Annotated in this window: 29 protein-coding genes and 1 pseudogene; 13 read left to right on the forward strand and 17 right to left on the reverse strand. The window is 44.0% G+C overall.

Going from position 1 to position 25,842, the window contains the following annotated elements; genetic code table 11:
- Positions 1-21: 21 nt before the first annotated feature.
- From frr to LAY57_RS12740, 3 genes are all read right to left on the reverse strand, one after another.
- Positions 22-570: a ribosome recycling factor gene (gene frr / locus LAY57_RS12730; protein ID WP_249067069.1), complete on the reverse strand. Its 549-nt coding sequence runs from the start codon at positions 568-570 to the stop codon at positions 22-24.
- Positions 557-1,285, reverse strand: coding sequence for a UMP kinase (gene pyrH, locus LAY57_RS12735; protein WP_249067072.1), 729 nt, complete (start codon positions 1,283-1,285; stop codon positions 557-559). The genes frr and pyrH overlap by 14 nt, the downstream gene beginning before the upstream one ends.
- A gap of 70 nt (positions 1,286-1,355) precedes the next feature.
- The gene (locus LAY57_RS12740; RefSeq protein WP_249067075.1) at positions 1,356-1,898 is read right to left on the reverse strand and encodes a thioredoxin family protein; all 543 of its coding nucleotides are present in this window, start codon (positions 1,896-1,898) and stop codon (positions 1,356-1,358) included.
- Between the two features lie 300 nt (positions 1,899-2,198).
- Here LAY57_RS12740 and LAY57_RS12745 point away from each other — a divergent pair, with 300 nt between their 5' ends.
- A complete protein-coding gene (locus tag LAY57_RS12745) occupies positions 2,199-3,101 on the forward strand; it encodes an alpha/beta fold hydrolase (RefSeq protein ID WP_249067077.1) in 903 nt (300 codons plus the stop codon).
- Positions 3,102-3,169: 68 nt separating this feature from the next.
- On the opposite strand, the gene LAY57_RS12750 is transcribed toward LAY57_RS12745, so the two are convergent.
- The 3 genes from LAY57_RS12750 to LAY57_RS12760 form a co-directional block, all read right to left on the reverse strand.
- Positions 3,170-4,573, reverse strand: coding sequence for an LCP family protein (locus tag LAY57_RS12750; RefSeq protein ID WP_476727014.1), 1,404 nt, complete (start codon positions 4,571-4,573; stop codon positions 3,170-3,172).
- 185 nt (positions 4,574-4,758) lie between these two features.
- A complete protein-coding gene (locus LAY57_RS36200; protein WP_338022398.1) occupies positions 4,759-5,391 on the reverse strand; it encodes a hypothetical protein in 633 nt (210 codons plus the stop codon).
- Between the two features lie 30 nt (positions 5,392-5,421).
- The gene (locus LAY57_RS12760) at positions 5,422-7,023 is read right to left on the reverse strand and encodes a S8 family serine peptidase (protein ID WP_249067079.1); all 1,602 of its coding nucleotides are present in this window, start codon (positions 7,021-7,023) and stop codon (positions 5,422-5,424) included.
- Between the two features lie 111 nt (positions 7,024-7,134).
- Here LAY57_RS12760 and rpe point away from each other — a divergent pair, with 111 nt between their 5' ends.
- Together rpe and lepB are read left to right on the forward strand one after the other, a co-directional pair.
- Positions 7,135-7,842: a ribulose-phosphate 3-epimerase gene (gene rpe, locus LAY57_RS12765; protein ID WP_249067081.1), complete on the forward strand. Its 708-nt coding sequence runs from the start codon at positions 7,135-7,137 to the stop codon at positions 7,840-7,842.
- A 611-nt stretch (positions 7,843-8,453) separates the two neighbouring features.
- A complete protein-coding gene (gene lepB, locus LAY57_RS36205; protein ID WP_338022400.1) occupies positions 8,454-8,975 on the forward strand; it encodes a signal peptidase I in 522 nt (173 codons plus the stop codon).
- Positions 8,976-9,108: 133 nt separating this feature from the next.
- On the opposite strand, the gene LAY57_RS12775 is transcribed toward lepB, so the two are convergent.
- A complete protein-coding gene (locus tag LAY57_RS12775) occupies positions 9,109-9,297 on the reverse strand; it encodes a CsbD family protein (RefSeq protein WP_249067085.1) in 189 nt (62 codons plus the stop codon).
- A gap of 244 nt (positions 9,298-9,541) precedes the next feature.
- On the opposite strand from LAY57_RS12775, the gene LAY57_RS12780 reads away from it, so the two are divergent.
- From LAY57_RS12780 to LAY57_RS12805, 6 genes are read left to right on the forward strand one after another with little or no spacing between them, the layout of a single operon-like run.
- Positions 9,542-9,889 (forward strand): DUF6883 domain-containing protein, encoded by a 348-nt coding sequence (locus LAY57_RS12780; protein ID WP_249067087.1) that lies wholly within the window; start codon positions 9,542-9,544, stop codon positions 9,887-9,889.
- Positions 9,890-10,111: a DUF4926 domain-containing protein gene (locus tag LAY57_RS12785; protein ID WP_249067089.1), complete on the forward strand. Its 222-nt coding sequence runs from the start codon at positions 9,890-9,892 to the stop codon at positions 10,109-10,111.
- Positions 10,112-10,132: 21 nt separating this feature from the next.
- Positions 10,133-10,318 carry a hypothetical protein gene (locus tag LAY57_RS12790; protein ID WP_249067091.1) on the forward strand — a complete coding sequence of 62 codons (186 nt, stop codon included), beginning with the start codon at positions 10,133-10,135 and terminating at the stop codon, positions 10,316-10,318.
- Positions 10,319-10,714: a hypothetical protein gene (locus tag LAY57_RS12795; protein WP_249067093.1), complete on the forward strand. Its 396-nt coding sequence runs from the start codon at positions 10,319-10,321 to the stop codon at positions 10,712-10,714.
- A 19-nt stretch (positions 10,715-10,733) separates the two neighbouring features.
- On the forward strand, positions 10,734-10,958 hold the full coding sequence (locus LAY57_RS12800; RefSeq protein WP_249067095.1) for a type II toxin-antitoxin system HicB family antitoxin: 225 nt from the start codon (positions 10,734-10,736) through the stop codon (positions 10,956-10,958).
- On the forward strand, positions 10,958-11,197 hold the full coding sequence (locus tag LAY57_RS12805; protein WP_249067096.1) for a type II toxin-antitoxin system HicA family toxin: 240 nt from the start codon (positions 10,958-10,960) through the stop codon (positions 11,195-11,197). Before LAY57_RS12800 ends, LAY57_RS12805 begins: the two co-directional genes overlap by 1 nt.
- Before the next feature lie 120 nt (positions 11,198-11,317).
- Here the strand turns inward: LAY57_RS12805 and LAY57_RS12810 are convergent, their stop codons facing one another.
- The 4 genes from LAY57_RS12810 to LAY57_RS12825 form a co-directional block, all read right to left on the reverse strand.
- Positions 11,318-11,824, reverse strand: a complete 507-nt coding sequence (locus tag LAY57_RS12810; RefSeq protein WP_249067098.1) for a hypothetical protein — start codon at positions 11,822-11,824, stop codon at positions 11,318-11,320.
- 209 nt (positions 11,825-12,033) lie between these two features.
- On the reverse strand, positions 12,034-12,558 hold the full coding sequence (locus tag LAY57_RS12815) for a hypothetical protein (RefSeq protein ID WP_249067099.1): 525 nt from the start codon (positions 12,556-12,558) through the stop codon (positions 12,034-12,036).
- Positions 12,559-12,593: 35 nt separating this feature from the next.
- The gene (locus tag LAY57_RS12820; protein WP_275993924.1) at positions 12,594-13,031 is read right to left on the reverse strand and encodes a hypothetical protein; all 438 of its coding nucleotides are present in this window, start codon (positions 13,029-13,031) and stop codon (positions 12,594-12,596) included.
- A gap of 255 nt (positions 13,032-13,286) precedes the next feature.
- A complete protein-coding gene (locus tag LAY57_RS12825; protein WP_249067102.1) occupies positions 13,287-13,475 on the reverse strand; it encodes a CsbD family protein in 189 nt (62 codons plus the stop codon).
- Between the two features lie 360 nt (positions 13,476-13,835).
- Between LAY57_RS12825 and uvrB the strand changes: the two genes are divergently transcribed.
- Positions 13,836-15,833, forward strand: a complete 1,998-nt coding sequence (gene uvrB, locus LAY57_RS12830; protein ID WP_249067157.1) for an excinuclease ABC subunit UvrB — start codon at positions 13,836-13,838, stop codon at positions 15,831-15,833.
- A 49-nt stretch (positions 15,834-15,882) separates the two neighbouring features.
- Here uvrB and LAY57_RS12835 read toward each other — a convergent pair whose 3' ends face one another.
- From LAY57_RS12835 to LAY57_RS12860, 6 genes are all read right to left on the reverse strand, one after another.
- The gene (locus LAY57_RS12835) at positions 15,883-18,546 is read right to left on the reverse strand and encodes a ParA family protein (protein ID WP_249067104.1); all 2,664 of its coding nucleotides are present in this window, start codon (positions 18,544-18,546) and stop codon (positions 15,883-15,885) included.
- Positions 18,543-18,959 (reverse strand): hypothetical protein, encoded by a 417-nt coding sequence (locus LAY57_RS12840; RefSeq protein ID WP_249067107.1) that lies wholly within the window; start codon positions 18,957-18,959, stop codon positions 18,543-18,545. The genes LAY57_RS12835 and LAY57_RS12840 overlap by 4 nt, the downstream gene beginning before the upstream one ends.
- 162 nt (positions 18,960-19,121) lie before the next feature.
- Entirely contained in the window at positions 19,122-19,715 is a 594-nt protein-coding gene (locus LAY57_RS12845) for a hypothetical protein (protein WP_249067109.1), read from the reverse strand.
- 15 nt (positions 19,716-19,730) lie between these two features.
- The gene (locus tag LAY57_RS12850) at positions 19,731-20,510 is read right to left on the reverse strand and encodes an RDD family protein (protein WP_249067111.1); all 780 of its coding nucleotides are present in this window, start codon (positions 20,508-20,510) and stop codon (positions 19,731-19,733) included.
- A 167-nt stretch (positions 20,511-20,677) separates the two neighbouring features.
- On the reverse strand, positions 20,678-21,487 hold the full coding sequence (locus LAY57_RS12855; RefSeq protein WP_249067113.1) for a hypothetical protein: 810 nt from the start codon (positions 21,485-21,487) through the stop codon (positions 20,678-20,680).
- A gap of 134 nt (positions 21,488-21,621) precedes the next feature.
- Positions 21,622-22,482, reverse strand: coding sequence for a hypothetical protein (locus LAY57_RS12860; RefSeq protein WP_249067114.1), 861 nt, complete (start codon positions 22,480-22,482; stop codon positions 21,622-21,624).
- A gap of 74 nt (positions 22,483-22,556) precedes the next feature.
- Between LAY57_RS12860 and LAY57_RS12865 the strand changes: the two genes are divergently transcribed.
- The 3 genes and pseudogenes from LAY57_RS12865 to LAY57_RS12875 all read left to right on the forward strand — a co-directional run.
- The gene (locus tag LAY57_RS12865; protein WP_249067116.1) at positions 22,557-23,513 is read left to right on the forward strand and encodes a stage II sporulation protein M; all 957 of its coding nucleotides are present in this window, start codon (positions 22,557-22,559) and stop codon (positions 23,511-23,513) included.
- 67 nt (positions 23,514-23,580) lie between these two features.
- Positions 23,581-23,871 carry a hypothetical protein gene (locus tag LAY57_RS12870; RefSeq protein WP_249067118.1) on the forward strand — a complete coding sequence of 97 codons (291 nt, stop codon included), beginning with the start codon at positions 23,581-23,583 and terminating at the stop codon, positions 23,869-23,871.
- Between the two features lie 224 nt (positions 23,872-24,095).
- Positions 24,096-25,514 (forward strand): annotated as a pseudogene (locus LAY57_RS12875) (IS1634 family transposase); the annotation flags it as partial.
- Positions 25,515-25,842: the final 328 nt, after the last annotated feature.

Raw genomic sequence — 25,842 nt, forward strand, 5'->3', positions numbered from 1 at the left:
TTTAACTTAACCGTTGTAGCATTAGACGGTGGTAATGTCTTTCTCTTTCTCCGCCAGCAATGTTTCTACTTTGTTGATGTACTTATCGGTCATCTTTTGAATTTTATCTTGTAGATCTTTCGCTTCATCTTCAGAAATCTCGGCGTTCTTTTCCTGCTTGCGAATAGAGTCTACGACATCGCGGCGAATATTGCGAATCGAGACTTTTCCTTCTTCAGCGTACTTGGCGGCTATCTTCACGAATTCTTTACGGCGATCGCTCGTTAGCGGCGGAATATTCAACCGGATGGTGGAGCCATCGTTGTTAGGAGTTAAACCGATATCCGAAAGCGAAATCGCTTTTTCAATCAAATTTAAGCTACCGCGATCGTATGGTTGAACCGTAATCGTAGTTGAATCCGGTGTATTGATGTTCGCGAGGGATTTCAGAGGTGTTTGGGCACCGTAGTAATCTACCACCACTTTATCGAGCAGAGAAGTGCTAGCTCTGCCGGTGCGGATGGTATTAAAAGCCTGTTGAGTAGATTCAACAGCTTTCTGCATTTTAGTTTCAGCTTCAGCTAACTTCATATAAATCTCCGACTACCGTTCCTATATGTTCTCCCATCACAGCTCGATGGATGTTACCCCTCACACTAAGGTCAAAAACCATAATTGGGATATTGTTCTCTTTGCACAGAGCGATCGCGGTACTATCCATTACCCGCAGATCTTGATTCAAAACGTGGGCGTAGTTAAGGCTTTTATAGCGTTTGGCATTAGGATTCAGATGCGGATCTGAATCGTAAATACCATCCACTTTAGTCGCCTTAAAAATCACATCAGCGCTGATTTCAGCTGCCCGCAGAGCAGCTGTGGTGTCCGTTGTAAAGAAAGGATTGCCAGAACCAGCGCCAAAAATCACCACTCGTCCTTTTTCCAGGTGACGAATGGCGCGACGCCGGATGTAGGGTTCCGCCACTTCTTGCATTGCGATCGCAGTTTGCACGCGAGTGGGAACGCCCGATCGCTCCAGAGCATCTTGCAACGTCATGGCATTCATCACCGTAGCGATCATGCCAATATAGTCTGCTGTGGCCCGATCCATTCCCTTAGCCGCCCCTTTGACGCCGCGAAAAATGTTTCCGCCACCCACGACAATCGCTATCTGAACGCCACTGGCTATCACCTCCGCCACTTCAGCCGCGATTTCCTGAACCACTGCTGGATCGATTCCGTAGCCGAGGTTGCCCATTAAGGCTTCACCGCTCAGCTTCAGCAAAACCCGTTGGTACGCTGTCCCCATGAAATTACTATTTGCTCAACTGAATTTGCCTCCAACTTAAGATAGCAGCAGAAGGGGCTTTATGTGTCCATTATCGCCACTTCAAAGAGCAGCCTCTAGCTTCCGTGTGGGTTGGAGTTACCGTTTCGCCCTTCATCAGCTGGGCTACAGCATTCCGCAAATGAAATCCCTGTACCAACTCTGGTGCTTCAGGACGATCGTCAATACCGCCACAGTAACGCAGAACGCTCTCACGATCTAATAGGAAAACCTCCGGTGTTATTTGGGCACCGAAGCCGCCAGCCACATCCTGCGTCGGATCGCGCAGGTAAGGGAAGTTAAGCTGATGGGTAGCAGCGAAGTTTTTCATATTCTCAAAGCTATCTTCAGGAGATTGGATTGCATCGTTGGGATTAATCCCTATGAGGGTAAAACCTTCATTATGAAAATCTGCCTGAATTTTTTTGAGACGCTCTACATATAACCTCACAAAAGGACAGTGATTGCACATGAAAATCACGCATATTGCTCGGTTCTTTTCCAGATAGCGGGCTAAGTGGTGAACCTCGCCATCAGTCCCTGGCAGTTCAAAATCTGGAGCATAGCTGCCAATACGAGTGCCGATTTGTTCCATAAAACTCTTTTTGAGGGGGCTAGAAAAGTCAAAAGTCAAAAGTCAAAAGTCAAAAGTCAAAAGTCAAAAGTCAAAAGTCAAAAGTCAAAAGTCAAAAGTCAAAAGAAAAAAAAGCTAGGGACTAGGGCTAGGGGCTAATTTCTTTGTTTTTATAGCCATAATCAGATATGTTAGGACAGTATTGACCGCTCAAACCAAGGAAGCGATTGTGTTTGTACGGTTTCCGTTGCACTCAGCACTCAGCACTCAGCACTCAGCACTCCCCACTCAGCACTCAGCACTCAGCACTCAGCACTTAGTATGACCCCTTCTGCTTCTACCAATGAAACCGCCACCACTCAAACTTGGACTTGGCAGGGTTTCCGTATCTGCTATCAGACTCAAGGAAACGAAGGCCCAGCAGTTATTCTTGTACATGGCTTCGGTGCTTCTTGGGGGCACTGGCGCAAGAACATCCCTATATTAGCTAAAACCTGCCGAGTTTATGCTATTGACTTGATTGGCTTTGGTGGATCGGCTAAACCGACTCCTGGAGTTCAGATTGAGTACACCTTTGAAACCTGGGCAAAGCAAATTGCCGATTTCTGTCGGGAAGTCGTCGGTAGCCCCGCCTTTTTAGTCGGTAATTCGATTGGCTGTATCGCCGCCATGCAGGCAGCGGTAGATTATCCAGATATCGCCAAAGGGGTTGCCCTGCTCAACTGTTCTCTACGGCTGTTGCACGATCGCAAACGCGCCCACTTACCCTGGTATAGACGCTCCAGTGCCCCTATATTACAAAAACTCCTAGCTGTCAAGGGTGTTGGTCAGTTGTTTTTCTCTAGACTGGCGAAGCCAAAAGTTGTGCGGAAAATTCTGCTTCAAGCTTATAAAAATCCAGAGACAGTTACCGACGAACTCGTAGATATCCTGATGGCACCAGCATTCGATCCTGGTGCTGTAGATGTTTTTCTCGCTTTTACCCGCTATTCCCAAGGGCCGCTGCCCGAAGATCTTCTGCCCCTTCTGCCCTGTCCGGCGATAATTTTGTGGGGGACAGAAGACCCTTGGGAACCGATCGCACTGGGGCGAGAATTAGCTAACTTTCCTCAAGTGCAAAAGTTTATTCCCATTGAAGGCGTTGGGCATTGTCCGCAGGATGAAGCGCCTGAGTTGGTGAATCCGATTTTGGAGCAATGGGTAATGGGGAATTTTAGATTTTAGATTTTAGATTTAATTTCAATTCTTTAATCTGAAATCTTCCCTTCTCCAATTACCAATTAACTAATTAACTAATTAGGTGAATTTCTTCGTTGCAGCCAATCCTTACCAACCTTAATCGTAATATCAGATTCCAGATTGCCGGTGCTTTCAACGCGCACTTCCCCGAATTCCAGCGCTCGGCGAATCGCCTCAGCACCCTCACCATCTCCTTGCTGAGCAACAATGCGCGTTTCTGATAAAGGTTCTTTCCAGGGTTCGGCAACGAAGACATTGCGATAGCCCGCCTTTTTGAGCTTAGCCATTAAGTCATCAGCCCCGCCTGCTTCCCCAGTGCTATCTTGAATTGCGATCTTGATATTGGTAGGGTCAAAGGCGCGACGACTCTTTTTATTCGAGTCATCCACATCTAAATACTGGGCTATCATCTTGTCAATGCCACGGCGGTTCGGCAGCCAGTAGCTAGCCTCGAACTGAGATGTGTCGCTAAAATCACCCGGTACCATCAACATCTGCACATTCGATCGATCTGTTTTGACACCAAAACCCACCAAGGCAACTAACTCTTCAAGGGTTAAGTTCGTATCGATGTGCGACTGGACTACTGAAAGAATTTGAGGCACTCGCGACATGGTAGCCGGATTGAGGGCTTGTTCCGCTAAAGCTCGCATTACCATTTGTTGCCGCTGCACCCGACCAATATCGCCCAGTTTATCGTAACGAAAGCGCAGGAAGTTTTGTGTCTGAGGGCCGTTGAGGTGTTGCTTCCCAGCTTTAAAATCGATGTAGAGATGCTGGGTATCGTCCTTATACTTCATGTCCTGCGGTATATAGACGGTGACGCCACCCAAGGCATCGATCAGTTTTTCTACGCCTTGGACATTGATGCGGACGTAGCGATCGATTCTGATGCCGCCCAGCAAGTTGCTCGTCGCCCTAGCACTCAGCGCTGGGCCACCAGCAGCGTTGGCAGCGTTAATTTTGGTGACGCCTTGCCCCTCAACGAAAGTGCGAGTATCCCGTGGAATAGAAAGTACGATTAATTTTTTGGTTTGGGGGTTAAAGCGTAGCAGGAGCATTGTATCCGAGAGCCCCTCAAAAGAATTGACCACCGGGTCATATCCATTGTTTGCTGGATTGGGTGCCTCACCCAACTCCGAACTGAGAACTTTTATTCCCAAAACTAAGATATTGACAGGTCGGGTCAGCTCCGGTAAACGCAGATTCGTAGTCGAGATATCGCCACCAGAAAACACTGCTGCTTCTTCCGCGCTCATTCGGCTTTGCATCAAGGGTTTAGTGGAAAGAGACACTGCTAGCAGGGCTCCCGCTGTTGCCGACAGCATGGCGATGCCGGTCAAGCCAAACCCAAGCCAGAGCCAACGTAGGTGGTTTGCTTTGGCAGGCGGACTCACAAAAGATGGGCTATTTTTTTGTCCCAGAGAAAATAGAGCGGCAATGTTTCGAGTTGGCACTGGCTTCCTCACACACTAAAAATTTGGAGTGTCTAAAGTTACTTTAGATTTTCCAACCAGAATACTCATACCAGTATTTCCTACACTTTGCTACAAAATCAGGGTAATTATCTTTAGGGCGACCTGTAAAAGAGCGACCTTAATAAGGAGCCAGCGGAAACTAGATCACGTGCTGTCCTTGGCGATTAGGATAGATATTTGCGAACTACGCGCTCAGCTATGGTACTGATTACTGGTAAGCGGAGGGATTGATGCTGGGATAGGCGAATCATCAACCAAATACACACGACAAAGTAACCAGAAGTGAGCAAGCTATTCATCAACAACAGGGGCAGTTGCCAAGATTCCGAAGCATCTGCGCTAGCACCCAACAAAATATACCCCAATAGCCAGCCAATGGCTAGTGTTACTGACAATCTACTTACAGCTTGTCGCGAAGGGCTATCTCGACGGCGGTATAGAGTCCAGAGGGCTGGGAAAAAGCCGAGGACTGGGGTCAAATATATAAATACCTCTAAGCGTTTGAGGTCGGGATTTTCAAAGGGGTCAATGTCTTTCATGGGCTGGGGGAGTGGGGGAGTGGGGGAGTGGGGGAGTGGGGGAGTGGGGGAGTGGGGGAGCGGGGGAGCGGGGGAGTGGGGGAGCGGGGGAGTGGGGGAGCGGGGGAGTGGGGGAGCGGGGGAGTGGGGGAGTGGGGGAGAAGGGACAACATTGAGGCAGAAAAAGTGGGTAGCTAACCCTGATTTGGTATTACGTGCAGTCGCTCTGGTTGGGAATGGGTAATGGGTACGTAGTTGCGCTTTAGCGCTAAAGCGCAACTACGTACCGAGAAAGTTACCCGTTACCCATTACTTTGCGGGGACAGTCCACCAAGCTAAAGCATAAGGCTGACTTGCCTCGTTAACTTTTTGGCGATATTGGACTCGGATTTTATAACGACCTGTTTTGGGAACTGGACAGAAAATATGTTCTACGCTATCGACTTCGCTAACGGAGGCGCAGGCTTTAGGGCCATTATCGTTAGTGTCGGCGGGTATGAGGTAGAGGTCGAGGTTGTTCAAACCGCGATCGCGAAATGTTTCGCCTATGTCATATTGATTATTGTTGTCGGTATCGTTTAGTTCGACCATCCTATCCCAAGCGAGGGTGATGGAAGCAAAACTTCCCTGCTGCAATGGTTTGTCTAAGACATAATCAACAGAGGCGTTGGCTTCCACTTTGTTGTAATCCCAACCGATTGGGGGCGAGGCTTCTGATGGTTTCCACTGACTGCCGCCAAACTGCTGAACTGCACGGGTGGCATTTAGCTGACCCGTCCCCATTTGCAGATCCAAGGGGATTTTTTCATCCTTGTAGGCGTCGGAGTCAAGCCAAGTGCGGTTGCTTTTGTCGGTAATTGTTTTGGTCATACCCAGTCGCAAACCATCGCCGGTGTCTTTGAGTTTGTCGGCTGAGTTGAGGAATACGACTTTTGTCACTTCGTGGCGGCGAGAATCAAGGCTCCAATGGGGCTGGCGGGTGCTAAGTTGGCGATCGCCAAATTCCTGGATCAGGGCTACGGAGGCGGTGACGTGAGGCGTTGCCAAACTGGTGCCGCTAACTTGGTTAACAGTACCGTCCAAGTTCAGGACTGTCACATCGTGACCGGGGGCAACTATACCGATCGAACGACGCCCCCCTACATTAATTTCTTTACCTGCTAGCCGACTGACGATTCCGGCGGCGATATCGCCGATGTTGGCAAAGTCAACTTTGGAAAAAACTCCATCAACGCGCTTGGTAAATGCGACGTTGATGCCGTTGAAGTTGTCGGTGGGAATGGGAATGCCGCCTTTGCCCTGATTTCCCGCTACGAGATGCAGGACATCGTAGACGCGGGCTGACCAATCGATACATTGGGTTAGGAGGGCGTTACCATCCAAAACTGCTGCGTCTCCTCGTGGATCTCGTTCGAGGGATTCGCCAAAGCTATAGTTGATCGATCGCACGTCTCCCCCATTTTGCTGGGCTACGTATTGAGAGGCGAGACACTCTTCTGCTTGTCCGCTTTTTTCCATTGAGCCAACCGCAGAGGAATACAGTCTTGCGCCTGGTGCGACTCCCGGTACGGCTTTGGATGTACTGATCATCATGCCAGCGACGCTGAAGGCGTGGGGGTCTACGTCGGTATCTGTTTTGGCTGGTGTATCCCGCCAAAACACTCGCGTGACTGCGACGACTAAATGATTTTGGCTCCCCGCTTTGTCCACGCCAAACTGTCCGGGGCGGCCTATTTCGACTTGACCGATCGCAATTTTGCGCCCAGTCAAGTTGTAAGGAGGCTTTTGAAGCCGTAGAGCATCAATTCCAGATTCTCCAACTGATGAGTCGTTATTCAGGGCTACTACCGGGGCACACAGACAGGTAGCGCTGAGGCCCAATACAATCCACGCCTTATTTTTTTTCACCATCTGTCGCGCTCGCAAAGAGTTTTCCCATCTGAAGGGATCAAACTGAATTAGGGGTTGTGTCACATTTTGTTAAAATGCTTACAACTGAGGACGCAGGAGAGATCTTAGGCCATGACCCAAAAGCAATCCCACAAATCTATTGTTGTTGCTCCCTCTATCCTATCAGCGGATTTTAGCCGTCTGGGGGATGAAATTCGGGCTGTTGATGCCGCTGGGGCAGATTGGATTCACGTTGATGTGATGGATGGTCGGTTTGTCCCGAACATTACGATCGGCCCATTAATTGTAGAAGCTATTCGTCCGGTTACGAAAAAGCCTCTGGATGTCCACTTGATGATTGTGGAACCGGAGAAGTATGTGGAGGATTTTGCTAAGGCGGGTGCTGATATTATCTCGGTTCATGCCGAGCATAATGCTTCTCCTCACTTGCATCGCACTCTGGGTCAAATCAGAGAGTTGGGTAAGCTGGCGGGTGTGGTTCTCAATCCTTCTACGCCGTTGGAATTGATTGAGTATGTGCTGGAACTTTGCGATTTGGTGTTGATTATGAGTGTCAACCCAGGTTTTGGCGGTCAAAGTTTTATTCCTGGTGTTCTGCCTAAAATTCGGAAGTTGCGCCAAATGTGCGACGAACGGGGTCTCGATCCTTGGATTGAGGTGGATGGCGGTTTGAAGGGGAATAATAGTTGGCAGGTTTTGGAGGCTGGCGCGAATGCGATCGTTGCTGGTTCTGCTGTGTTTAAGGCGAAGGATTATGCTGAGGCGATCGAAGGTGTTCGCAATAGCAAGCGTCCGACTCCTGAATTGGCCACTGTTTAATAGTGTGAATTAAGAGCATCGCAAGCTGGACATTGGCTAGCGATGCTCTTTAAAATTATGACAAACTGCCATAAGAAGTTTGGAGAATTACGGTTATGTCTAATCAACCCACTTCTGGTAAAGAACCTTGGCTTGCTGTTATTTTATCAACCTTTTTTCCGGGAATAGGGCAAATATATGCGGGGCAGGTTGTCAGGGGAGTTGTTTTCATAATCGTTCAGATTGCTTTAATTTTTTTAGGAGGATGGTTAGTCTTTAGCCCTTCGGGTAATATTAAACAAGGCATCATACTATTATTAGCGACTATATTAGTAACTATTCCAAATATTTTTGACGCTCACAGATGTGCCAGAAAAGCTAACTCAGCAGATTTTGAAAGATTAAGGAAAAGTAATAAAGATCCTTGGTTAGCAGTTTTCCTTTCGCAAATCTTACCAGGGCTTGGGCATTTATATATTGGCAAGTGGTGGCTCGGTATTTTATTAATTATTATTTGGGTTGTTGCTAATATTGTGCCATTAGTTTCAATTTTAATCCTAATTATATTACCATTTGTGGCTTATAACGCTTATATATCTGCACCTGTTCGGCGAGAAACGTCAAAAAAACTTATCAAGACAATTTGCGTATTTTTAATTGTTGTTCCTCTATTTTCTGTAGTACTTGCCATTCTGCTCAGAGCATTTGTTTTAGAAGTTCGCTATATTCCATCTGGAACTATGCTGCCAACTTTACAAATTAACGATCGTTTGCTTATAGATAAGTTGATTTATCGCTTTCAAAAACCACAGCGTGGAGATATTGTGGTGTTTTCGCCGACAGACACGCTAATACAGCAAAATTTAAAAGATGCTTTTATTAAGCGCATCATTGGTCTACCTGGAGAAAAAGTGGAGGTCAAAGGAGAAAAAGTATATATCAACGACCAGCCTCTGCAAGAGAATTACATTGCTGAAGCTCCCGATTACCAGTACGGGCCAGTTACTGTACCTCCTAACTCTTACTTTGTGCTGGGTGATGACCGAAATAATAGTTATGATAGCCATTATTGGGGATTTGTACCACGGGAACTAATTATTGGTAAAGCAACCAAAAGATATTGGCCTCCCGATCGCATAGGATCTCTGAAATAATATAGTTAGTTTTAAACAATGTTAAAGTAAGTCAGATAGGAGAATTATCTACCTTTCTGACTTACTTTTTTGATCGTAATTCTGCAAAGATATGCAGTTAATGCGAAGGGCCGAGCGAGCTTTTTGGAAAAGATTATAGTTTGTTAATAAAGTTTTTGGCTTTATCTTTGATGTTCTCTGCCGTATTCATAGCTTGCGCTTGAATTTGCTTAGCTTTGCCTTCTGCTTTTTGTTGAGGATCGCCAGTTATTTCACCAATAGCCTCTTGAGCTTTGCCTTCAATATTTTTGGCGATCGCTTTGGCTTTATCTTGTAAGCTCATCTTGCTTCTCCTTGTTTTTTGTGAGTAAATACTTATGACCGAACGCAACTTTGTTTGTTGCTATTTGAAAAATTTTTTATTATTATAACATAAATTTTCTGAGTTCATCTGCCCAAAGAGATAGGCGATCGCACTTAACCCCTGTATACCTGCGATCCTGTCTCCGTTCTCTGTGTCTTTGCATCTCTGTGGTAGGAGGAGTCTAAAAAATGGTAGGATATCACCACGGAAACGCAGGTTAGCTATGAAACTACCAAATCCTGAACGTGCCATTGTGGATATAAACAAACTTCGCAACTACTGTCTAAATCCCAATCACCGTGATGGTCAACATAAAGCCCGTGTTTTTGCATCCGTCCTGGAAATGATTGCTGACGATGCTGAAGAGTTACGTGACGCATTGTTAGTAGCTGCCCAAACAAACGACGCTATCCCTATAGAACAAGATGAATATGGACAACGCTACAGGTTAGACTTTGTGATGAGCCGACCTGCTGGACAAGCAACGATTCGCAGTGGTTGGATTGTCCGCCAAAAAGAAGATTTCCCACGATTAACTAGCTGCTATGTTCTGAAACAAACAGGGGTTTAAATGAGTAGCCAAATACAGATGCTTGATGTTGTAGCCTTAACACAAGACTTGCCAGAAAGAGATTTGTGTCGGGGTCAAGTAGGCACAGTTGTGGAATTTCTAGCACCGGATGTTTTTGAAGTGGAATTCAGCGACAATGACGGCTGTACCTACGCTAGTTTAGCTCTACGCGCTGAACAACTGATGATTTTACATTTTGAACCTGCTGAAGTAGTGCCGTAAAGAGTTCCTTTATAATCAAGAATGGAACGGTCAGGTTTATGCTATGAAAAGGGTACGCCCCATTTTATCGAAAAAGTTACAGAAATCGTGGTTATAACTGTGCCAATTGTTAACGTGCAGTTTGCTGCACAGCAGGTATGGTTTTCTCTAAATGCTTTTGATTTTTTGAATGAACGAGCCGAGTTTAGCCCTTACCGAGAAAGATAAATGAAACCTAAATATACTATCAACGATCTAACTATTCGTCCGATCGATCGCCAAACTATAGGCAACGGTATTACCCAGCATAGCTATATGGTGTTGTTCGATCGATCGCTCACCAAAGAAGAACAACAACAATTTATCGCTCTGATCTTGAGTTTCGACAAAAATGTAGATAATAATTTGGTTGCTCAAACTAATCTGAAATTTATTTCTGCTAACCAAGCTTGTTACGCGATCGCTCAAAAAAGCATAGCAGGTGATGGGAAAGATTTGCTGTTTGCTAAATTAGCCGAATTCAGCCAAGAGGTTGTAGCAATTGCACAACACGATGGTAATCCTGTGTTTGCTACCAAAATCTTAACGACAATATCAAGTCATGATATTTATGATAGGATTTAAGCAATGAGGAAATGATTATATGATACAATTCAAAATCATTGTAGAAAAGCATTCCGATGGTTATGTGGCTTATCCCCTTGGTATTAAAGGGGCTGTAGTTGGTCAAGGTGACACTTATGCGGAAGCCTTAGCCGATGTCAAGTCAGCTATTAACTGCTATATCGAGGTATTTGGCACAGAGATGCTGGAAGATGAACCACCAGTAATCGAAGTTTTTTTGACAGAAGCAGAGGTGGCTATCTAATGCCTAAGTTTCCTGTCGATGCTTCTAAAAGAAGAGTCATCAAGGCATTTGAGCTATTGGGATTTCGTATAATTCGAGAACGCGAACATATTGTCATGGTTCGAGAAAATGATGATGGAACAGAAACTCCATTGGTGATGCCTAACCAGTCTCAAATCAAATCAGGTACATTGAGAGCAATCTGTACTCAGGTAGGTGTGTCGCGAGAGGAATTCTTGACCTACTACGAACAAAGCTGAGGTTTTTTTATTGTATATAACAGTATCCTAGAAAAAGCGATCGTGCTAAGCAAACAGTTGAATAATCTGCACAAACACAAAGAAACCCGGTTTCTTCGAGAAACCGGGTTTATCAAATAATTAATCCAGAAAACCCATCATATCTACACCGCTGTCAATATCATTAGAGGCGATCGGGCGCAGCCCAGAAGATAACATGGTTTCAGTAATGTTCAAAGTACTTGCGGTAACTGGACGAATGCCAGAAAAGTTAATTGTGTGGATAATTTGCAAATCACTTGACATGATGGGACGAATCCCAGACATATTGACTGTCTCAATAACTTTGTGATGGCTTGCTTCTACGGGACGAATGCCAGCACTAACGAATGTTTCGCTAATTTCAAAGCTATTTGGGCCGATCGGGCGATCGAGGAGGCCCGGTAAAGGAACTAGCGCTGAAGCATCTGATGATTCCCGATCGGGCAATACAAGGAGTTGTGACCCATTATTTGTATCTTGACTGTCTTTGGTTTCCACGCTATCTGCTGGCATAGTCTTTTCCTGTTTAGTTTTGGCACTCTTTTGACTCCGGGTGCGGCTCGTTGTGGCAGTATCTTTCTGTTCGGGAGTGCTGCTAACGCTCATGTCTAACACCTCTGGATTCTTAAGCGACTTTGCTTGTAATCTGAGTTTAAGTTAAAAAACATTATAGAGGTATAAATATCTTGAAGTAAATATAAAGAAAAATAAATATATAAACTCCTGTCAAGAAATACAGAACGAATACAAGAAAAAGCGATCTAGTTTTGGTAGATCGCTCTGATTTTCCCTTTATCACAAAACGGTAATAATTTTTACGACCGGCGACCGCTCAGCCACTTGGCAGCCATAATGCCAACAACAGCTGCAACCAATGGATTACTCACAAACTTCATGATGGCGGGTTTTTCAGCCAGAACGTCTTGGAAAATGTCTGGGTGAGAGTGATAGGTGAAGGAAGCCAATTTGCTCACATCGTCTGCACTCATGCGGCTGGCGTGGTGGGTAGAAAGTCCCAACTGCTGCTCTAGCTGACGATCGCTCAATCCGCGTTCCTTTAAGCGCTTGAAGAATTCACGCGCAACGTCATCGCGTTCGTTTGGCTTGATTTGGGCGATCGCACTTTTGAGTTCGGAGTCCATTTCACTGGGAGGAATGCGATCGGGATGTAGAGAACGACCAAACAATTGACGGCGCTCATCTACAGTAGAACGTTGAGCAAAATCATCAAAGTTGTCGTATTCTCTGGATGGGTCAGTTGGTACGTCATTCATGGATTCGACGTTACCACCAGCCAAGTCGTTCATGATTTCACGCTTGTATTGTTCGCTGCTAGTCATTTTGCCGATCTCCTATTTATTAAAAATTGCCAAGTTTATTGATACTTAATCTGTTTTGATTGCTCGTCATACCGAGCCGTCAAAATCAGTTTTTTATCAGGCGCGTACATGAGAACGCTCAAATCTTGATTTGGGAAATTCTTGTGAAAGCCTTGCAGAAGCGATCGCGCTAATGTTTGCACTTCATTTGCCTTTACTTGCGGCGTAATCACAACTCCCAATTTGTTGTTGTCGCGCACGTATGCGTCTTTAACCAATCCGTTGGCAGTTTGAACCGCCCAATCGCCAAATTTTTGACCTGCCGCTGTACTACCGCGTTCCAACTGCGTATAAGTGCTGCCGATCGATCCAGGTAGTTGTGGCCTTTGGGTAGCTTGGGACACGCCACCGCAGGCAGTGGTAACTGTCAGCACTAAAATCAAGACTAGCGCGGTCAAAAACTTACGGCTTTGTTGCAGAAAATTCACATCCATTTCCTCCAAAAATACAGCTATAGCTAGGGACTAGGGACTAGGGAAGAGGGTTAGAGAGTAAGGGATGGAAGGTCAAAGGTAAGACTTGGAGTTGTCCTAACCACCTTGGCGGTTGCTATACCTTATCGGTTTACTTCCTTCCCGGTGGAAACTCTGTAGGGGTAAAGCGAAACATTCGGGCAATAATTTATCATGTAAATCCAGATTTGCTGCCCGAATGCTTCTCCCCTACTAGACATTTGCTAAAGCAAAGGTTTATGCTCGGTCTACGATTTCCTTAGCTTTGTCTTTCACATCTTCTTTGGTGTGACGGACTTGAGCTTCGGCTTGCTTCATATTTCCAGCGGCTTGATCTTCAGGATCGCCAGTGACATTACCGACTGCTTCTTGCACTTTGCCTTCTATGTTTTTTGCGGTAGCTTTTGCTCTTTCTTCAAGACTCATTTGAGTTTTCCTTTTTTATGGTTGGATTTCAACAGTTAAATATTAAGTTCAACTGTTGTTCCGAATACATATATAATGTATTAATATTTTACGGGAATCGGCGTCTCCCAGAAGGCATATTGTTACTCTATATCCTTTGATCCCAGCGGCATATGCTGCAAGACATACAAAATGTTGAAGTTGTTCCGAAAAGCAGTTATAATAAAGAAGAGTCAAATTACCGAAAATGATTATACCATAATTTTATCTAACGCATTTAGATCGCGATATTTAAATTAGATGCCACTTTTTCCGACCCTGAGAATGCAGTTCCCCGTACCAAATGTCGTTATCAAGAGCCAAGATATCTTCAAAAAAGTTATGACGCAATTTAGCCTGCAAGCGACCTTTAAACCGACGGGAGATCAGCCGCAAGCGATCGCCGAACTCACCAACTACATCCACGGCGGTAATCGATTCCAAACCCTGCTAGGTGCAACGGGTACGGGAAAAACTTTTACCGTAGCTTCGGTAATTCAAAAGGTGGGAAAACCCACTCTAGTTCTAGCTCACAACAAAACTCTAGCCGCTCAGTTGTGTAACGAGTTACGGGAATTCTTTCCCGATAATGCTGTTGAATACTTTGTCAGTTATTACGATTACTACCAACCGGAAGCATATCTGCCTGTCACCGATACTTACATCGAGAAAACCGCTGCCATCAACGATGAAATTGATATGTTGCGCCACTCAGCTACGCGATCGCTTTTTGAGCGGCGCGATGTTATTGTGGTAGCTTCCATCAGTTGTATCTACGGGTTAGGGATTCCCTCGGAATATCTGAAAGCGGCTATTCCTTTTCGAGTGGGAGAAGAAATTAATCAGCGGCAGATATTGCGAGATTTAGCCACGGTGCAGTATAATCGCAACGATACAGAAATGGGGCGAGGAAAGTTTCGAGTTCGGGGCGATGTGTTGGAAATTGGCCCCGCTTACGAAGACCGCATTATTCGGATCGAATTCTTTGGGGATGAAATTGATGCGATTCGCTACGTTGATCCAGTAACTGGTGAAATTATCCAAAGTTTAGATGCGATAAATATTTATCCAGCGCGTCACTTTGTTACGCCAGACGAGAAACTGGAAGCTGCTTGCGATGCTATTCAGCAAGAATTGAAAGAGCGAGTGGCAGAATTGGAGAAAGATGGAAAATTACTAGAAGCGCAACGATTAGATCAGCGCAGTCGCTACGATTTGGAAATGCTACGAGAAGTCGGATATTGTAACGGCGTGGAAAATTATTCTCGCCATTTAGCGGGTCGTCTTGCTGGAGAACCGCCAGAATGTTTGATCGATTATTTCCCGAAAGATTGGCTGTTGGTAATCGATGAATCTCACGTTTCTGTACCGCAAATTCGAGGGATGTATAATGGCGACCAAGCTCGGAAAAAAGTGCTGATCGATCATGGATTTCGCCTTCCCAGTGCAGCAGATAACCGTCCCCTGAAAGCCGAGGAATTCTGGGAAAAAGTGAATCAGTGTATTTTCGTTTCTGCTACTCCTGGAAATTGGGAATTAGAAATTTCGGAGGAGCGAATCGCACAGCAAGTGATTCGACCGACTGGTGTACTTGATCCAGAATTATTCGTGCGTCCGACAGAAGGACAAATTGATGATTTGTTAGGTGAAATTAAAGAGAGAGTTGCTCTAAAAGAACGAGTTTTGGTGACAACTTTAACTAAGCGGATGGCGGAGGATTTGACCGAGTATTTGCAAGATAGAGCTATTCGGGTGCGCTATTTGCACTCGGAGATTAATTCGATTCAGCGAATTGAGATTTTACAGGAGTTGCGATCGGGCGATTTTGATGTGCTGATTGGGGTTAATTTGTTGCGGGAAGGTTTGGATTTGCCAGAGGTTTCTTTGGTGGCGATTTTGGATGCGGACAAAGAAGGGTTTTTGCGGGCGGAACGTTCTTTGATTCAAACGATCGGTCGTGCGGCGCGTCACGTGCGAGGACAAGCTATTTTGTATGGGGATAATATGACGGATAGCATGATTAAAGCAATTGACGAAACCGACCGACGGCGCGGTATTCAGATCGCATACAACCGGATGCACGGGATTACGCCTCAGTCAATTATCAAAAAATCCAAAAACTCGATTTTGGCTTCTCTAGAAGTCTCGCGGCGGCTGAATACGCAAGAGTTGGAGGTGGCATATCAACAGGCGGACGATCTTTCTTTAGATGAGATTCCAGAGTTGATTAGCCAGTTGGAAGCGCAGATGAAGGAGGCGGCGAAGAAGTTGGACTTTGAGGAGGCGGCGAAATTGCGCGATCGCGTTAAGCATCTGCGAGAGAAATTGTTGGGGCATTAACAGTAAGGTGGGCAATGCCCACCTTACTGTTAGGTCATTAACATTGAAGTCAATTTTTCCTTTCAGCACGGCGAGCCAGAGTAATTACTTTGGCACGTCCAGGAGCAGTCAGAGAAAAACCTAGTCCCAAACGGAAGATTTCTGGCATATAGTATTCATCTTTTTCAAGAATAACTACACCGTTATCTTCTAAAATCTTCATTTCTTCTGGTGATAATTGCACGGTATCTCTAGTAAAGGGTATTTTTCGGTGGTCTTCTCCCAATTCACGTAATTTAGCAAAGACATTTTGTAGGGCTGTATTTTCTACCTCAATTTCTTCTATTTTTTCGCTGCTACATTCAGGCAATGCTCCCTTAATTGCTTTAGGAATTACTATGCGATCTTGCCAGCGGTCATCATTCACAGACCATTTTGCTGCTAAGTGTAGAAAGCGTACTAAGTCCCTTGCTTGAATTTGTCCCCTGAAATCTGAAAGTGCTGCAATAACCCATCTGGCTGAAGACGGTTCTTTAGAGCGATCGGTTCCCAATCTTTCACCCCATAAAGGTACTAAAGCTTCAGTCAGATCTACTTCGCTCATATCCTGAAGTTTATCACTATGGATGTTGCGACAGATGTTTGCTATTTGAGTTACCCAAGCAACTAATCTGAGAGCTTCTTCTCGATTCCACTTTAAGGCATAAGGTTCGTAACGTGCCATCATTTGAGCAGCGTTTTGACGTATAGCAGCAAGTAGAATATCCCGACGCACAAAAATTAGAATACCCAAAGGAAGACCGGGTTGTTGACTTAGCCACTCTGGAACTTCCTGAAGTAAAGCGCGTAAAGCTGTCTGTTGAGATTCGTCACTGGCAAAATTTTGGAATAGGTCTTCTAAACCATCAATTACTATAACCAGTTTTTGTTTTGCTGCTAGTAAATGCTCTGTTAATGCTTTGCCTGCACCTTCTCCTTGTGGACGAAATCCGACACCCCAAGCGATCGCATCTAGCCAGCGATTGCGCCACTGACCTTCGTGGAGGCTTAGCTGACAACCTTCTCTAATATAGTCCCGAATCGTGCTAGCATCTTGCGGTTCAGCAAACCCTAAAGCCAATGCTGTTTTTTTTCGCACTTCTCGGACTAAATCCTTAGCAGTATCTTTAAGATTTTTCGATTCCAGGAGAGGGGCGATCAAACCACTAGCATTAACTTCAGTTGCATCCGCATCTTGGGCAAAATTTTCCCAGGTTTCTCTGTGAACAATCTGAAGAAAAGTATAGGTCTTTCCAGAACCTTTTGCACCAACTATCACCGCAATGGGAAGACGACGGCGGTGAGCTGAAGCTAAGTTCCGCAGAGGAACTGTAGGCAGAAAATCATTTACTTCTGCATTCTCTGCAAACACTAATTGTTGAGATATATCTCTGAGATGTTCTCTTTGGGACTTTAAACTTGGAATATCTTCTTGAACAGTTTCGCCACGCTGAACTGGCAACCAATCTATCAGGCGACGTATCTTATCCTGAATTCCAGATCCCTTGATGCGAGTGATTACTTCTTCCCAAGTAGGAGGCAAAACCAGTAAACTATCAGCAAATGAGGTAATTATGCTAACAGGTTCCCGGTCTTCTGATATAAAAGGTTTAGCTGCTTCCAGCAGTTTATATTCTGTGTCACTTACTAAATCGCTGTCCTGCTCTTGTTCAGGAACTTGGCTAATAATTAAAGCAGGTGACGGTTCTGTGTCTTTTGTGGAAAGTGCTTTTTTCCCAATCAGTTCTAAAAGCGTGATCGTTCCTGAAATAGCTTGTGCGCTTAATGTGGTAACAAAGACGCGGTAAACTCGCGGATCTAAAATTAAACCTGTGGCAAGTTCGGAAAGTCCAGCCCGCAAATCTACTATGACAACATCCACTCTTAAAGTTTGCCCTAGCTTGGCAAGAATATCTGTGATAATAAAAGGGTTTTTAGCACCTTGGATGAGATTCTCTGGTCGAATTTCTAAAGAAATAAATCCCTTATTTGAACGAAAAGAGGGTAATATGTAAATATTGTCAATTAAAGCACTTTCTAGCCGATCTGCTACTAATTGAATTGCGGTTTGTGCGTCGGGAGATGGATCGCCATGAACTAGCGCGAGAAAGTCAGCAAAAGAAACAGGTGGATTGGGCAATCTGCGCTCAAAAACCCAACTGATTCCTGGTGCTTCCATATCTGCATCTACCAGGAGAACCTGCTGTTTTTCTTCGGTTAAAATTTGTGCCAATGCTAGAGCATGGGTTGTTCTACCAACACCTCCTTTGAAAGAATGAAAAGCGACTACTGGCGGTAAGTCAGGCGGTAAAGTTTCTGGAGATTGGATATTTTCACTTGGTGGCCAAATAACACTTGGTCTGGATAAACTGGGCGTTAGTTTTGGAAGGGGTGGTTCTTCTTCTGTTTCCTCAAAATAAATTGGTAGAATGCGTTCATTTTCAGGCACACTTTCTAAAATAATCCAACATTCTGATATTCCCCCTTGTGAACTAATTCGGAATCGAGGTTCGTAAATTTCACGTAGCCAATTTTCTGCTGGTTCTTGATTACCTGGACGAATGCCAATTGTTAATCCATCCCAGTAAGCTCTAGCCCAAACTAACCATTCTGGCCAATTATTTTGCTCTTGAACCCTTAGCAAGACTTCTTCTACGTCAACCCAAGTGTAAAGACGAATATCTGATGGAATCATCGATCGATGTTCTCCTTTATCCAATTACAGAGACTTGACAGCCACTCAACCAGTGCTTTTTGATCCTGCGACTTCATAGAAATATTATAGCGCCATGCCTCATGAGCTTTTGAAATATCTAAATTTAACCCACTTTTGGCGAGATCGAAACGGGGCGTATCCTTAACTTGATTGGCAGGTATTTTAAGTTCTTTTTGCCATGCAGCTAAATTATGACCATATTTAGAGATCAGGTCTCTAGCACCAAGTTCATCTGTTGTTTTTAAGTTGGTTGTTTTTAGCCAAATACTCTTAAGGCCGCATTCAGAGGCATAGAATAGCAGCAGGTGAGAAGAAATACCTTTTGTTTGCCCAGAGGCGATGAGATGAGTATGAAAAGCTTGCTGTAATTGGCTTTTACTTGCTGGGATCATTTTAGAACGTGATTTACCCTGTGGACTTTTGAGTTATATTATCTCATTTTTTAGATTATAGACGCGATCGATCTTACTTCCAAGGCGAAGTTTCGCGATCGCGTTAAGCATCTGCGAGATCAACTGCTGGGTCATTAGGATTGTGGTGGGCAATTGCCCACCCTAACTGGTTTCACATTTAACGGGTGGTAACCTATTTCCAGCAGTATAACGATGAAATTTATTGAGATTTAGCAAAACACTATTGTATTGAATCCAAGCACTATAGCTATTAGCATCATCGCTTCTACTGACAATACTTAAACGACTAGCTTTTAAGCGTCCTCCTCCTATTTCTGGGGAATCCCACCATTCTCTTTCAGGAATACCTTCTAAGCTGACTGGTTTATCCCAGCCGTACCAATTTTCTAAACCCGTACCGCTGACAGTATTGTTATTCAATACGCCAGTAATACAGATTGTTTGTTCTTTTTGTGCGGCAAAATACTCGCCGACTACGCGATTTGCTGTTTTGCGAAAGATAAAGCACCAGCCTACTTCTTCAAAGTTGCGATCGAGAGAAGGTGGTTCGCTACAAAAGCGATAATTGCCATCGGTTAGATTGGAAATAGTAGGCTGACTTTGAATAGATTGTAGGTTAGGTTGAACGATAGTGAAACCCAACACAGAAGGCTTGTTTGGTTTCGTTACCTCAACCCAACCTACCGGAAAATTAATAGCTAGCAGTAAAGCAGCATTCAAGATTGCAAGTTTCATGGAGAAGGAAGTAGTTTAAGAAGTAGATGATTGCTGCTGATAAGCGAGATACACTGCTTCTAAAAATACGTCTGCTGTCAAACCCTCTGGCAGATTTGCTAGGTCGATCGCACTTCTAACTTGACGAGCCATTTTTAAACTCAATTCAGATCTTGCTTTTGATGTCATTTCGCCACGCCGTTGCAAATATTCGCGAATGGCAGCGAAATCATCAGGTAGTAACAGGGACAAGTTTGCCATTTGCGGCAGATCTGTGGCGAGTTTTTGAGCCTGCTGAGAAATTGGGAAGTTTAGGGCAGCAACCACATATTCTTCCTGAATTACAATAGTTCCTGCCACCAGATCTCCCAGTCGCTTTTCCCGACTGCCCAAAATGATTAAAAATGCTCCTATAAACAAGGTGTCATCTATAGGTCGCAGCAACGCTCTCAGGGTCGCTTGTTGGATACTAACTCGGCGACCATCGTCGCGAATTACGCGAATTTTCGCATAACGTTTTCCGGGTGTTTGTCCTTGCCAAATTACCTCAAAAAAGACAAAGTAACCTACGTAAACAAAGAAGTTGAGCAAAAGGGCGATCGCTAATAGCCAGAGTCCGATATTATTCAGATTGTCGAAGGAATTCACTATCTGGATAGACAATATGCCCCAGACAATCCAGAACAGGGTCAGAGTCAAGGATAAAACAATATAGTCAATCAGCACGGCAAAGGCGCGATTGCCAATTCCTGCTAATGTGAACTCTAGTTCTACACTTTCTGGTGTTTGTAGCGTGACTCGATTAAAAAAGCGCATGGCCTATTATAGATAGTTTTGAGTTTTGAGTTGTAGGGGCGGGTTTTGTTGAGTATTGTTCTGTTTCGACGCTTTTTTCACTGCTAAATCCGCCTGTACAGAGTTTTGAGTTATAAGACAACTAGCGCTTTGGAAAGTTAACAGCTTATCAGTGAATAAATTGACTGTTAAAAATCGCGATCGCCTAACTGCAAATCTAGCCCTTCTCGTCGGCTGCGGAGATCGTAGTAGATGACTGCTTTGATAGCCTGCCAGAAAGGCATTATTATTGCACCGCCCAATAAACTCAAGCCCAAAGAAATAAAATAAACAGTCCAGTAAGCTGTGGAATTTGGTTCGGTGCGAACTTGAAAAATTGATGGTATGTATCCAGTTATTATTTGGATTGGCAATGTCACCACAAAAGCGACAACAACAATATATTGGATTCTGCCAACGTAATCTTTAGTTAACTCATAACTTCTGCGAATACTATCTCTACCACTCGCGATCTCCTCTTCAACTGCAAGCGGTATCTCAGCTACAAACCAGCGGGAGTAGAATCGAACGATCGCAATTATCCCAACCACCAGGACAACGAGAAAAGCGATTGCAGCAATCAAGCCACCTGCTACTTGCCCTTGCAGAACAATAAGCGGAATCAAACACAGAATCAATCCGAAGTAGAGTAACAAGTAAAGCCCAAACAATCGAATTCCAACTCCCAAGCCAACACCCAGAAATGACCACAGGCGCGAGTCAATTCGATCGCGGGCAGTACTGACACTTTCAGGTTTATTAATTAATTCGGCAAAAGCTAAGCGTGAGATCAGTCCATTGATGGCAGAATATTTCGCCCAGCCATATATAGGAAGTAGAATCCACAGATAGGCAGTTATAGCCAACTGAAGGTAAGTTTTGAGATTGGAACGGTATAGCACAAGTCCGGCGCTGACAACATTACCAATGCTGAGTGGACGTATAGAACTTTGAGACATGAGTAAAAATTTCCTAACGATAATGATTCAAAAGCTGCGACAAAAACATGAATTGTCTATATCTATTTACCAGTAGTTCTCCCAACGAATTGTGATAGGTGCAGTCGCTCATATTTCTGCCACTCTCCCTGACTTTAATATTCTCTTCCATCGCCTAACTGCAAACCCAGCCCCTCGCGACGACTGCGGAGGTCATAGTAGATAACCGCTTTAATGCTTTGCCAAAATGGCATTATAAATATTCCAGCTAATACAGCCAGAACTATGACCAAAAATATGACTAAAGAAACGAAGGAAACAATAGCGTCTTGGGATGGGGATGAAGCGAAAAATGGAATCAACAATACCACCGCTGGGATGAAAGCGATTATAACTAGAGGCATTGTGATTAAATAGGCTAGTAATAGTATTAATTGAATTCGCACGCCTGAACCTTTCGTTAACTCCCAACTCCGACTAATTGTTGTCGTAGCATCGACATTGTTTTCTATTGCAATCGGCAAATCTGTAATAAGAAAGCGGGCCTGGAACCAGAGTTGTCCAGCTAAGCTAGCGAGTTGAACCACCAGTTGCAGCAAACTTGAGAGTAAGCCTGATGCTGAACTGTCTCTGAAAACTGACGTAATTAATAGTGCTGGGATAAAAACTACGAAAGCTGACAATATAGATATACCTATATTGACACCAAAAAGTATTAGATTAACTAAAATTCTCGCTCCTAAAAAGCTCCACATCCGGGGATTAAGCTGACTCTCGACGTTTTTGGAAGTTTCTGGTTGATTGACTAATTCACTGAATGCCAGACGTGAAATTTGGGCACTAATCATAGAGGCTTTTGCCCAGCCATAAACTGGAACGAACCACCATAATAAAGCTTTCAAAGCTAAACCTAGATATAACTTAAGATGAGAGCGGTACAGCACAAGTGCGCTGCTGACGACATTACCAACACTGAGTGGTCGCATCGGACTTTGAGGGCTCAAGTTTGATGACATGGTTTCTCCTGGCGATCGCGGCAATGGGTTTGAGGCTATCTTAAGTTACGGTGGGCATAGTCTAGGGAAATTTTATGAATATTCAACGTTGGATTGCACGGCGGGAACCGAACTGGAAGCGTCTCGATGCCTTATTAAAACAAGTTGAAAAAAAAGGACTGAAGTCGTTACAGGCGACGGAGATCAAGGAATTAGCCAGTTTATATCGCTCTGTGTCGGCGGATCTGGCCCGATCGCGCACCCATCACGTCGGCCACACCCTGGTGCAAGACCTGCAAATTCTCACATCTCGCGCCTACAATCAAATTTACCAGGGTTCGCGACGCCAGGAATGGCAGGCGGTAATTGATTTTTATAAATGGGGTTTCCCCGCCACAGTGCAGCAGACATCGGGTTACATAGCCGCTGCAACCGCTCTTTTCCTACTGGGAGCTGCGATCGCTTGGTGGTTTACCTGGCAAGATCCCGTGTTTATGTCCCTGATCGTACCAGAATCCCTGATTGAAAAAGTTCGAGATAAACATGAATTATGGATGGGGTCAATTGTGGGAATTGAACCCTTAGCTTCCAGCGGCATTACGATCAATAATATTAAAGTGTCTTTTGCTGCGATCGCAGGTGGGATTACAGCTGGAGCATTCACGGTCTATATTTTGTTCTTCAACGGTATAAATATTGGTGCAGTCGCTACCTTGGTTGGACAAAACAATTTAGCCTATCCATTTTGGGCATTTGTATTTCCCCACGGTGCGCTCGAATTGCCTGCTATATTTTTTGCGGGTGCGGCAGGTTTGCTAATCGCTAGAGCTATTTTGTTTCCCGGTAAATATAAGCGCAGTGATGCTCTGAAATTCTATGGTTCACAAGCATCTCAGTTAGTATTTGGTATTGTGCCAATGCTGATTATTGCCGGTACAATTGAGGGTTTTTATTCGCCCAGTCCTCTAGTTCCAGAACCTTTCAAATACCTAGCTGGAATCTTGATTTTTACACTCTTGGTGTTGTATTGCAATCGCAAAAAGAAACTGTAGAGTACCGGGGAATGCAAGCTACTATTTTTCTCCGCTAGGGAGTTGCAAACCTAGTGCAAGTAGTCAGTTGTCAGTTGTCAGTGGTAAAAATCAAGATTTCCAGAGCAATTATTGGCAATTTTTAGTGGTGAGTTATTTCCGCCATCCTGCACTAGCCCTTTCCTACCTCTTTGAAAATCATAGTACAATGGATGAAAATCTTAATCCGATTTATGCAAATCAACTCAGGCGACGCGCAACTGATTTAGTAATCCGAGCGGTGGGAGAACCTGACACCCCTTCTAAAAGCACGCTAGATCCCGAAATTCTATTGTGGTGTCATACCCAATCCGGGTTATTTACCCCCTTTATAATGTGAAGTGTAGGGGTGAAGCATTGCGGCAATAAGTGTATTCCCCTCAACCAAAGCGTTTAGAAGAAGTTAAGGCTCTTCCGTACTTACTATGCTATTTGAGTAGAGGGGGAGAGTGGGAGAGTGGGAGAGTGGGAGAGTGGGGGAGTGGGAGAGGGGGAGAGTGGGAGAGGAGAAAAGAAATAAAAATGTTCTTAGGTGAACAAAAGCATAGCAACTCCGAAAGAGCCGGAGTTTTACCATCACACTTAAACGATGACCGACTAGCCAGAACACTAGATAAATATTATCAAGCCGGAACCACAAAATTATTTACAGCAATCGCCCTGAAAGCCGCCCAGAAATTTCAAGTAAAAATGAATAGTATTCATTTAGATGGGAGTTCAATGTATGTACATGGAGAAGACGAAAATACCGGAGGAGAAAAAGAAGTAAACCCAGCTAATCAATCCGGAGAATTAAACGAGTCATCATCAGAAATGAAACCAATAGAAATCCGGCATGGGTACTCAAGAGATCATCGACCAGACCTCAAACAATTTATCATCGATATGATTTGTACAGGGGATGGAGACGTCCCATTATATTTGAAAATAGATTCAGGAAATGTGGATGACAAAAGTGTATTTGTCGAAAGATTAAAAGACTTCAAAAAACAATGGACATTTGAGGGAGTCAACGTAGCAGACAGGGCCTTATATACAGCAGAAAATCTCATAGCCATGAGAGAATTAAAATGGATAACTAGAGTCCCATTAAGTATAAAAGAGGCTCAAAATAAAAGTTTAGAGCTGGAACCTGAGCAATGGACAGACAGTCAAATACCTGGATATAAAATAGCCGAGAAAGAGAGTAATTATGGAGGGATAAAACAAAGATGGTTAATCATCGAAAGTGAAGCCAGAAAAAAAGCAAGCATTCAACAAGTCTCCCGCCAAGTAGAAAAACAGAAAGAAAAAGCATCAGCCGCGCTACGTCAGCTTTACAGGCAAAAGTTTGCTTGTCAGCCCGATGCAAAAATAGCGGTAGAAAGATTATCAAATTCTTTAAAGTATCACGAAATAAAAGATATTGAATACGCAGAAAAAGCTAGTTACGAGCAATCAGGAAGACCGAGTAAATTAACCAAACAGAATAAAATCAAGTATCAAGTAAAAGGTAGATTAGAAATCAGATTATCAGTAATTGAAGCTGAAAAAACTAAAGCAGGTAGATTTATTTTGGCTACGAATGTTGTAGATAACAATGAATTGACTAATGATGAGGTGCGATCAGAATATAAAGCCCAACAATCCAATGAAAGAGGATTTAGATTTTTAAAAGATCCTTTGTTTTTCACGGCAAGTGTATTTGTGAAAAGTCCAGAAAGAGTGGAAGCAATTGCGATGATAATGGGACTTTGTTTATTGGTCTATACTTTAGCACAAAGAAAGCTAAGGCCAGAATTAGAATCATCTGGAAGTGGGATTAAAAATCAGGTAAATAAATTAACAAATAGACCGACAATGCGCTGGGTATTTCAGGTGTTTCAGGCGGTACATTTGGTAATAGTCAATGGAGAGAAGCAGGTGAGTAATTTAACTGAGGAGCATCAGAAAATTCTCTATTATTTAGGGAAATGTTGTGGTGAGTATTATCTAATTATTTAATGATGAGGATTCGACTTATTTAGATGATACTTTTATTAATAAAAGGAATTCTAGGTCAATCGAATTGTTGGATTGGCTAGGATTATATCGATTTGTTTGAATAAATTGTCTAATTAATTGAGAGAGTGCGTCTAACTTTAAAAAAAGTGGTGTTAACTTTAGATATTATCTACTTATTGACCGAATAGTAGAAGCCAAAGGCGAAAAACTTAGGCTAGAAAAGTTTTTCTGGCTTGGATTTTTCAAAAATATTAGTAAGATGAGTCAGATCTGCGGAATGTGGGTTAGAATCAAGGGTTTCGGGAATTGAGAATGTCCTAACCGCCTT

This window comes from Argonema antarcticum A004/B2 (assembly GCF_023333585.1).
GTDB lineage: Bacteria > Cyanobacteriota > Cyanobacteriia > Cyanobacteriales > Aerosakkonemataceae > Argonema > Argonema antarcticum.

Bases quoted from the DNA above. Each gene is read 5' to 3' on its own strand.
- frr (WP_249067069.1), bottom strand. From the start codon at position 570: ATGAAGTTAGCTGAAGCTGAAACTAAAATGCAGAAAGCTGTTGAATCT.
- pyrH (WP_249067072.1), bottom strand. From the start codon at position 1,285: ATGGGGACAGCGTACCAACGGGTTTTGCTGAAGCTGAGCGGTGAAGCC.
- LAY57_RS12740 (WP_249067075.1), bottom strand. From the start codon at position 1,898: ATGGAACAAATCGGCACTCGTATTGGCAGCTATGCTCCAGATTTTGAA.
- LAY57_RS12745 (WP_249067077.1), top strand. From the start codon at position 2,199: ATGACCCCTTCTGCTTCTACCAATGAAACCGCCACCACTCAAACTTGG.
- LAY57_RS12760 (WP_249067079.1), bottom strand. From the start codon at position 7,023: ATGGTGAAAAAAAATAAGGCGTGGATTGTATTGGGCCTCAGCGCTACC.
- rpe (WP_249067081.1), top strand. From the start codon at position 7,135: ATGACCCAAAAGCAATCCCACAAATCTATTGTTGTTGCTCCCTCTATC.
- LAY57_RS12775 (WP_249067085.1), bottom strand. From the start codon at position 9,297: ATGAGCTTACAAGATAAAGCCAAAGCGATCGCCAAAAATATTGAAGGC.
- LAY57_RS12780 (WP_249067087.1), top strand. From the start codon at position 9,542: ATGAAACTACCAAATCCTGAACGTGCCATTGTGGATATAAACAAACTT.
- LAY57_RS12785 (WP_249067089.1), top strand. From the start codon at position 9,890: ATGAGTAGCCAAATACAGATGCTTGATGTTGTAGCCTTAACACAAGAC.
- LAY57_RS12790 (WP_249067091.1), top strand. From the start codon at position 10,133: ATGGAACGGTCAGGTTTATGCTATGAAAAGGGTACGCCCCATTTTATC.
- LAY57_RS12795 (WP_249067093.1), top strand. From the start codon at position 10,319: ATGAAACCTAAATATACTATCAACGATCTAACTATTCGTCCGATCGAT.
- LAY57_RS12800 (WP_249067095.1), top strand. From the start codon at position 10,734: ATGATACAATTCAAAATCATTGTAGAAAAGCATTCCGATGGTTATGTG.
- LAY57_RS12805 (WP_249067096.1), top strand. From the start codon at position 10,958: ATGCCTAAGTTTCCTGTCGATGCTTCTAAAAGAAGAGTCATCAAGGCA.
- LAY57_RS12810 (WP_249067098.1), bottom strand. From the start codon at position 11,824: ATGAGCGTTAGCAGCACTCCCGAACAGAAAGATACTGCCACAACGAGC.
- LAY57_RS12815 (WP_249067099.1), bottom strand. From the start codon at position 12,558: ATGACTAGCAGCGAACAATACAAGCGTGAAATCATGAACGACTTGGCT.
- LAY57_RS12820 (WP_275993924.1), bottom strand. From the start codon at position 13,031: ATGGATGTGAATTTTCTGCAACAAAGCCGTAAGTTTTTGACCGCGCTA.
- LAY57_RS12825 (WP_249067102.1), bottom strand. From the start codon at position 13,475: ATGAGTCTTGAAGAAAGAGCAAAAGCTACCGCAAAAAACATAGAAGGC.
- uvrB (WP_249067157.1), top strand. From the start codon at position 13,836: ATGACGCAATTTAGCCTGCAAGCGACCTTTAAACCGACGGGAGATCAG.
- LAY57_RS12835 (WP_249067104.1), bottom strand. From the start codon at position 18,546: ATGATTCCATCAGATATTCGTCTTTACACTTGGGTTGACGTAGAAGAA.
- LAY57_RS12840 (WP_249067107.1), bottom strand. From the start codon at position 18,959: ATGATCCCAGCAAGTAAAAGCCAATTACAGCAAGCTTTTCATACTCAT.
- LAY57_RS12845 (WP_249067109.1), bottom strand. From the start codon at position 19,715: ATGAAACTTGCAATCTTGAATGCTGCTTTACTGCTAGCTATTAATTTT.
- LAY57_RS12850 (WP_249067111.1), bottom strand. From the start codon at position 20,510: ATGCGCTTTTTTAATCGAGTCACGCTACAAACACCAGAAAGTGTAGAA.
- LAY57_RS12855 (WP_249067113.1), bottom strand. From the start codon at position 21,487: ATGTCTCAAAGTTCTATACGTCCACTCAGCATTGGTAATGTTGTCAGC.
- LAY57_RS12860 (WP_249067114.1), bottom strand. From the start codon at position 22,482: ATGTCATCAAACTTGAGCCCTCAAAGTCCGATGCGACCACTCAGTGTT.
- LAY57_RS12865 (WP_249067116.1), top strand. From the start codon at position 22,557: ATGAATATTCAACGTTGGATTGCACGGCGGGAACCGAACTGGAAGCGT.